Annotated in this window: 8 protein-coding genes; 4 read left to right on the forward strand and 4 right to left on the reverse strand. The window is 66.9% G+C overall.

Annotated elements, in window-relative coordinates; genetic code table 11:
- Window positions 1–347: 347 nt before the first annotated feature.
- From MBTS_RS19375 to MBTS_RS19385, 4 genes are all read right to left on the reverse strand, one after another.
- Window positions 348–980, reverse strand: a complete 633-nt coding sequence (locus tag MBTS_RS19375) for a PRC-barrel domain-containing protein (RefSeq protein ID WP_192216270.1) — start codon at window positions 978–980, stop codon at window positions 348–350.
- Between the two features lie 29 nt (window positions 981–1,009).
- A complete protein-coding gene (locus MBTS_RS24055; protein WP_280529943.1) occupies window positions 1,010–1,141 on the reverse strand; it encodes a hypothetical protein in 132 nt (43 codons plus the stop codon).
- Window positions 1,142–1,264: 123 nt separating this feature from the next.
- A complete protein-coding gene (locus tag MBTS_RS19380) occupies window positions 1,265–1,456 on the reverse strand; it encodes a hypothetical protein (RefSeq protein ID WP_018044021.1) in 192 nt (63 codons plus the stop codon).
- Between the two features lie 78 nt (window positions 1,457–1,534).
- The gene (locus MBTS_RS19385; RefSeq protein ID WP_018044022.1) at window positions 1,535–2,161 is read right to left on the reverse strand and encodes an acyl-homoserine-lactone synthase; all 627 of its coding nucleotides are present in this window, start codon (window positions 2,159–2,161) and stop codon (window positions 1,535–1,537) included.
- Between the two features lie 314 nt (window positions 2,162–2,475).
- Between MBTS_RS19385 and MBTS_RS19390 the strand changes: the two genes are divergently transcribed.
- The 4 genes from MBTS_RS19390 (at window position 2,476) to MBTS_RS19405 (ending at window position 6,431) form a co-directional block, all read left to right on the forward strand.
- Window positions 2,476–3,393, forward strand: coding sequence for a branched-chain amino acid ABC transporter permease (locus tag MBTS_RS19390; protein ID WP_056142360.1), 918 nt, complete (start codon window positions 2,476–2,478; stop codon window positions 3,391–3,393).
- Between the two features lies 1 nt (window position 3,394).
- Window positions 3,395–4,747, forward strand: a complete 1,353-nt coding sequence (livM, locus tag MBTS_RS19395; protein WP_373321232.1) for a high-affinity branched-chain amino acid ABC transporter permease LivM — start codon at window positions 3,395–3,397, stop codon at window positions 4,745–4,747.
- Between the two features lie 104 nt (window positions 4,748–4,851).
- Window positions 4,852–5,664, forward strand: a complete 813-nt coding sequence (locus MBTS_RS19400) for an ABC transporter ATP-binding protein (RefSeq protein WP_051074405.1) — start codon at window positions 4,852–4,854, stop codon at window positions 5,662–5,664.
- Window positions 5,661–6,431 carry an ABC transporter ATP-binding protein gene (locus MBTS_RS19405; protein ID WP_056250224.1) on the forward strand — a complete coding sequence of 257 codons (771 nt, stop codon included), beginning with the start codon at window positions 5,661–5,663 and terminating at the stop codon, window positions 6,429–6,431. Before MBTS_RS19400 ends, MBTS_RS19405 begins: the two co-directional genes overlap by 4 nt.
- The last annotated feature ends 151 nt before the right edge of the window (window positions 6,432–6,582 follow it).

A 6,582-nucleotide genomic window follows, 5' to 3' on the forward strand; every position in this document is an offset into this window, starting at 1 on the left:
TGGCGGAATTGGTAGACGCGCTAGCTTGAGGTGCTAGTCCTGCAAGGGGTGGAGGTTCGAGTCCTCTTGGCCGCACCAACTCTTTCGAGTTGATGTACCCCGAAGCGTCTGATGCCCGATGAAGGCTCGAGTGCCTCCGGGCTCGTTACATCGAAATCGGTCTGAATATCGCTGCGCTGACTCGATACCGGCTAGGGGCCGATGATGTCGGGCGCGCTTCGCGAGATTCTACGGGCGGTCTGACCCGCATGGCGCCCGGTCGTGACTGACCGGAGGCTTCCCGTTGCGCCTCAAACGGGTGCTTCAACCAGCGGACCACATCGTCGCGGCCATTCCCGAACCACGCATCACGGCGCCGTCTGCGTCGGATAGGTGAAGACCGGTGCTGCCTCCAGCTCCGCCTTCGTGCGGCGGATCTCTGCCTCGACCGGCTCTCCGATCTGGACCGTCGCCCGGTCCTTCGTGGCATCGGTCGTGACGGCGGCGCCGGCTGGGCCGGTGGCCTGGTTGGTGTCGCCGGTGGTCTCCGCGTTGAGGACGGCGTTGCCGGACTTTGCGCCGGGCATGGTCTCCGGGGTCACCTCGGCCGCCCGGGCCTCGGATGGGGCGTCCTTCGGCTTGACGATGGAGGGGTCCGGTGCCTGCCCCGCCTTCGCGTGGCTGTTCCACACCAATTGGTCGAAGGGCACCGCGACCTTCTTGCCACCGACCCCGAGGAAGCCGCCGACATCGATCACCACGGCCTGAGCGCGGCCGCTGCCGTCCACCATCACGTCCTCGATCGTACCGACCTTGACGTGATCCTGGCCGACCACGCGCAGGCCGATGATCCTGGACACCTTGACGCTACCCAGCGGCGCCTGCGTGAGGAAGGCAGGCTTGGCTGCCTGCCGCCCCTCGGCCGCCTGTCCCTCCTGCGCGAGTGCCGGCCCCGCGGAGACTGCGAGGATGAGCGCAAGGGTGCGGGCTAGTGTCGGCATGTGGGTTCTTCCGTGCGATCCGGAGCGATCTACCGGGGCTCAACACGCGCGGACGGATACTGGTTCATCCCTGCCCTGCCCCCGACGATGGCGTCCTTGCCCTCGCCGGCATGGATGCGGTCGGTATTGCTCCGCCAGGAGAGCGGTGGGCCCTTGCGCATGTCCCCCATGTCGATGGCGAGGCCGCGCCCGTCGGCAGAGTCCTCGCCTCGTTCGAGGGAGCAGGTTCGAGATGCCGGGACCAAGACGGCACGAATCCGAGCGGGATCGTACCCTTCACCGCGTCAGTTGCTGCGTGCCGGCTGCTGTTCGGTCTCCGTCGCCTTCGCCATGGCTACGCCGATTTCGAAGAGAAGGAGGTCGATCAATTGGCGCATCACCGATGTGCCCGAAGCCTCGATGATGGTCCGTGCCGCGATGCAATGTCCTGCCAACGAGTCGAGACTTTCGTCTCTCTCGATCACCGATGCGTACATGATGTCAGCCCTTGTTCTTCTCTTGTCGAAGAGCCCCCTCTTCGAAATGGTCTGGATGGGTCGTCGAGCGGCCTTCGCTCAGGCGGCGAGATAGGCGTAGGAAGCCGGCGCGAGCACCGAATCCGGATTGCCGCTGACGTTGCGCAGGCGCGCCAGGGTGCGCTCGTCGAATTCGGCGGTCGCCGCGATGATGTCCTCGCCGCTGATCGCGTGGGGCAGGCCGAGCGGGCGGGCGCGGAAATGCAGCTGCACCACATGCAGCAGGTAAAGCGTCGGCATCTGCAGCACGAGCCGGTTCACGCCGTGATGCATTCCCCATTCGACGATGCCGGTGAGGAGAGCGAGGGAGACCGGGTTGACCGCCTTGCCCCGCGCCCGGTGCGAGCGCGCCACCGCCTGCCGCGTCCATTCCCAGCAATCGCTGCCGCGCGGGAGTTCGCCTTCGCACAGTTGGGGCATGATGTCCGACAGCAGGTGCGGGCGTGTCGTCGGGAGAAGCCGACTATAGCCGATGACTCTGCTCTCCTCGATCGCCAGAAAATGGATGGCATGCGGCGTATCGAATTGATCGATCTCGCGACGATCCGGCTTGGCGAGGTCCGTCCATCCCTTCTCGGTCACGAAGATGTCGTGGCGCAGGCGCCAAGCCTGTTCCATCTCGTCGCGATACATGGTCTCGTTGGCGGGTGTAACGATGTGGATCATGCCAGCCTCTCCGTCTTCGGAGCATGTCTGGCAGTGCCGGGCGACGCTGCGTACTACGGGAAACCGTAGGGTCGATGGCGAGTTGCTCCACGCCAGGGTGCGGGCGGAGCGTATTCGTCTCTTCGTGCCGTCGTTTTCCGGGGACGGCACCGTGACGAGGGCTGACAATCCCTTCGGACCGTGGCGATTTCCGCATTGACCCCGAAGCGTTCTTGCAGACACTCGCCCGCGCCGAACACGCTCGATCCTGGCGGTGGGCCGCCGCGGGAAAGCCCCGGGCGGCCATCTGGCATGCCATTCGCGAAAGCCCATCGATGGAATTCTTCGCCCAGCAATTCATCAACGGCCTGACCCTCGGGTCGATCTACGGCCTGATCGCCATCGGCTACACGATGGTCTTCGGCATCATCGGCATGGTGAATTTCGCCCACGGCGACGTCTTCATGGTCTCGGCCTTCATCGCGCTCATCGCGTTCCTCATCCTCACCACCTGGCTCGGCCTGTCCTCGGTGGCCCTGGTCTTCCTGATCGTGCTCGTCATCGCCATGGCGCTGACCGCCCTGTGGGGATGGGCGATCGAACGGGTGGCCTACCGGCCCCTGCGCGGCTCGTTCCGCCTCGCACCGCTGATCTCGGCGATCGGCGTGTCGATCTTCCTGTCGAACTTCGTCCAGGTGGTGCAGGGCGCCCGCAACAAGCCGGTGCCGCCCCTCGTTCGCGATGTTGTCGTGCTCTACCAGAACGAGCAGTACACGGTGACCCTGTCCTACAAGCAGGCGATCATCATGATCACCACGGCCGTGCTGCTCGCAGGTTTCTGGTACCTCGTTCAGAAGACGCCTTTCGGCCGCGCGCAGCGCGCCGTGGAGCAGGACCGGCGCATGGCGGCGCTGCTCGGCATCAACGTCGACCGCACGATCTCCCTGACCTTCGTCCTCGGCGCCGCCCTGGCCGCCGTCGCGGGCACGCTCTACCTGCTCTATTACGGCGTGGTCTCGTTCTCGGACGGGTTCGTGCCCGGCGTGAAGGCCTTCACGGCCGCTGTGCTCGGCGGCATCGGCTCGCTTCCCGGCGCCGTGATAGGCGGGATCATCATCGGGCTGATCGAGACCTTCTGGTCGGCCTATTTCTCCATCGAGTACAAGGATGTGGCCGCTTTCTTGATCCTCATCGTCGTGCTCATCTTCAAGCCTTCGGGCATCCTCGGCCGGCCCGAAGTGGAGAAGGTCTGACGTGGCATCCGGTTCGACCACCCCCATCGCCGCGACCGCCCGCGCCGAGGCCTCTCTCCTGCCCGGCCTGATCAAGGATGCCGGGCTGTTCGCCCTGGTGACGCTGGGCCTGTGCGTGCCCATCGTCAGCTACCGCACCGATCTCGGCCAGGGCATCGGCCTCGTCATCACCAGCCGCTGGGGCACCGTCTTCGCCCTCTGCGCCGCCATCTTCGTCCTGCGCCTCGTGCAGCAGCTCTACCTCACCGGGCGGGCGCGGCGGCGGGCCGCCCGTGCGCCGGTGGTGGAAGGGGCGAGCCGCCTCGCCGCGATCCTCGCGCCCATCACCCTCGTGGTCGCCCTCACCCTGCCGCTCCTCGCCAGCCTCCTCACCGGGTCCCTCGGCGAGGGCCGCTACTGGATCGATCTCGGCATCCTGATCCTGACCTACGTCATGCTCGGATGGGGGCTCAACATCGTGGTCGGCCTCGCGGGCCTGCTCGACCTCGGCTACGTCGCCTTCTACGCGGTGGGGGCCTATTCCTACGCCCTGCTCTCCACGGTGTTCGGCCTGTCCTTCTGGATCTGCCTGCCCTTGGCCGGCCTGTTCGCCGCCGCCTTCGGCGTTCTGCTGGGCTTTCCCGTCCTCAGGCTCCGGGGCGATTACCTCGCCATCGTGACCCTGGCCTTCGGCGAGATCATCCGCCTCGTCCTCATCAACTGGACGGACTTCTCGGGGGGCGCGGCCGGCATTTCCTCGATCCCGCGCGTCAGCTTCTTCGGCCTGCCCTTCACTGCGGGTGAGAACGGGTTCGCCGCCACGTTCGGGCTCAGCTTCAACGCCATGCACCGGCTGGTCTTCCTGTATTACCTGATCCTGGTCCTGGCGCTCGTCACCAACCTCGTGACCCTGCGCATGCGGCGCCTGCCCCTCGGGCGGGCCTGGGAAGCGCTGCGCGAGGACGAGATCGCCTGCCGCTCGCTCGGCATCGACACCACCATCACCAAGCTCACCGCCTTCGCCCTGGGGGCGATGTTCGCGGGCTTCGCCGGATCGTTCTTCGCCGTGCGGCAGGCCTTCGTCTCGCCGGAGAGCTTCAACTTCCTGGAGAGCGCCATCATCCTGGCCATCGTCGTGCTTGGCGGCATGGGCAGCCAGATCGGCGTCGCCATCGCCGCCATCGTCATGATCGGCGGCCCCGAACTCCTGCGCAATCTCGGCTTCCTCAAGGCCGTGTTCGGCGAGGGGTTCGATCCCAACGAGTACCGCCTGCTCCTGTTCGGCCTCGCCATGGTGGCGATGATGGTGTTCCGCCCGCGCGGCCTCATCTCCGAGCGAACGCCCTCCGTCACCATCGCGGAGCGCGGCCGATGACCCTCGCCACAGGCATCAACCGGCTCGCGACGGTGCAGGACGAGCCCCCCGCCGCCATTCCCGGCGGCCCCGCCGATCCGGTGCTGATCGTCGACCACCTGACCATGCGGTTCGGCGGCCTCACCGCCGTCAACGACCTCTCGTTCAAGGTCGGGCGCGGCGACATCACGGCCCTGATCGGCCCCAACGGCGCGGGCAAGACCACGGTCTTCAACTGCATCACGGGCTTCTACAAGCCGAGCGAGGGCATGATCCGCCTAGTGCAGAAGGGCGGGGAGACCTACCTCCTCGAGCGCCTGCCCGGCCATGACGTGAACCGGCTCGCCCGCGTCGCCCGCACCTTCCAGAACATCCGCCTGTTCCCGCGCATGACCGTGCTGGAGAACCTGCTGGTGGCCATGCACAAGCCGCTGATGCGCGCCTCGGGTTTCTCGATCCTCGGCATTCTCGGCCTGCCGGCCTATCGCAGCGCGGAGAAGGCGGGAATCGAGAAGGCCGCCGCCTGGCTCGACCGGATCGGTCTCACGGCGCGGGCCGACGATGCCGCCGGCGACCTGCCCTACGGCGATCAGCGCCGGCTCGAAATCGCCAGGGCCATGTGCACCGATCCGGTGCTGCTCTGCCTCGACGAGCCCGCCGCCGGCCTCAACCCGCGCGAATCCTCGGAGCTGAACACCCTGCTGCGGCTGATCCGGGACGAGTACGACACCTCCGTCCTCCTCATCGAACACGACATGTCGGTGGTGATGCAGATCTCCGACCGGATCGTCGTGCTCGATTACGGCACCAAGATCGCCGACGGCACGCCCGACGACATCCGTACCGATACCCGCGTCATCGCCGCCTATCTGGGCGTCGACGACGAGGAGGTGGCGGCGGTGGAGGCCGAGGTCGGCCTGACGGGAACGCAAGCATGAGTGTCGCCGGCATCAACGTCCTCGTGGAGGAGACCCGCGCGCTTCAGGCGCCGCTCCTCGATGTGCGCGGCGTCTCTGCCTATTACGGCAGCATCCAGGCCCTGAAAGGCGTCGATCTGCACGTGAACGAGGGCGAGATCGTCGCCCTGATCGGCGCCAACGGGGCGGGCAAGTCGACCCTGATGATGACGATCTTCGGCCAGCCGCAGGCACGGACCGGCAGCATCACCTATGCGGGCCGCGACATCACCCGCATGGCGACCCACGAGATCGCGCGCCTCAACATCGCCCAGTCGCCGGAGGGGCGGCGCATCTTCTCCCGCATGAGCGTGCGCGAGAACCTGCAGATGGGCGCGGCCCTGCATGGCGGGCGCTACTTCGCCGAGGATCTCGAGCGCATGTGCGTCCTGTTCCCGCGCCTGAAGGAGCGGCTCGACCAGCGCGGCGGCACCATGTCCGGCGGTGAGCAGCAGATGCTCGCCATCGCCCGCGCCCTGATGAGCCGCCCGAAGCTCCTGATGCTCGACGAGCCGTCGCTCGGCCTCGCCCCGCTCATCGTCAAGCAGATCTTCTCGGCCGTTCGCGAGCTCAACGAGCGCGAGGGGCTCACCGTCTTCATCGTCGAGCAGAACGCCTATCACGCCCTCAAGCTGGCCCATCGCGGCTACGTCATGGTGACGGGCGCGGTGACGATGAGCGGCACGGGCCGCGAACTCCTCGACAACCCGCAGGTGAAGGCCGCCTATCTCGAAGGGGGCCAGCATTGAGCGGGTCGGCAATGACGCCCCCACCCTCTCCCCCCTGCGGGAGAGGGTGCCTGCGGAGCAGGCGGGAGAGGGGGCAACCTCTCCGGAGACGGCGCTCCCCTCTCCCGACCCACTTCGCGGGCCACCCCTTCCCCGTCTCTTTTTCACATTT

It is taken from the genome of Methylobacterium bullatum, from assembly GCF_014845095.1.
Lineage (GTDB): Bacteria > Pseudomonadota > Alphaproteobacteria > Rhizobiales > Beijerinckiaceae > Methylobacterium > Methylobacterium bullatum.

What these genes read in the sequence shown, in the direction of transcription:
- MBTS_RS19375 (WP_192216270.1), bottom strand. Translation starts at nt 980, where the DNA reads ATGCCGACACTAGCCCGCACCCTTGCGCTCATCCTCGCAGTCTCCGCG.
- MBTS_RS24055 (WP_280529943.1), bottom strand. Translation starts at nt 1,141, where the DNA reads ATGCGCAAGGGCCCACCGCTCTCCTGGCGGAGCAATACCGACCGCATC.
- MBTS_RS19380 (WP_018044021.1), bottom strand. Translation starts at nt 1,456, where the DNA reads ATGTACGCATCGGTGATCGAGAGAGACGAAAGTCTCGACTCGTTGGCA.
- MBTS_RS19385 (WP_018044022.1), bottom strand. Translation starts at nt 2,161, where the DNA reads ATGATCCACATCGTTACACCCGCCAACGAGACCATGTATCGCGACGAG.
- MBTS_RS19390 (WP_056142360.1), top strand. Translation starts at nt 2,476, where the DNA reads ATGGAATTCTTCGCCCAGCAATTCATCAACGGCCTGACCCTCGGGTCG.
- MBTS_RS19400 (WP_051074405.1), top strand. Translation starts at nt 4,852, where the DNA reads ATGCGGTTCGGCGGCCTCACCGCCGTCAACGACCTCTCGTTCAAGGTC.
- MBTS_RS19405 (WP_056250224.1), top strand. Translation starts at nt 5,661, where the DNA reads ATGAGTGTCGCCGGCATCAACGTCCTCGTGGAGGAGACCCGCGCGCTT.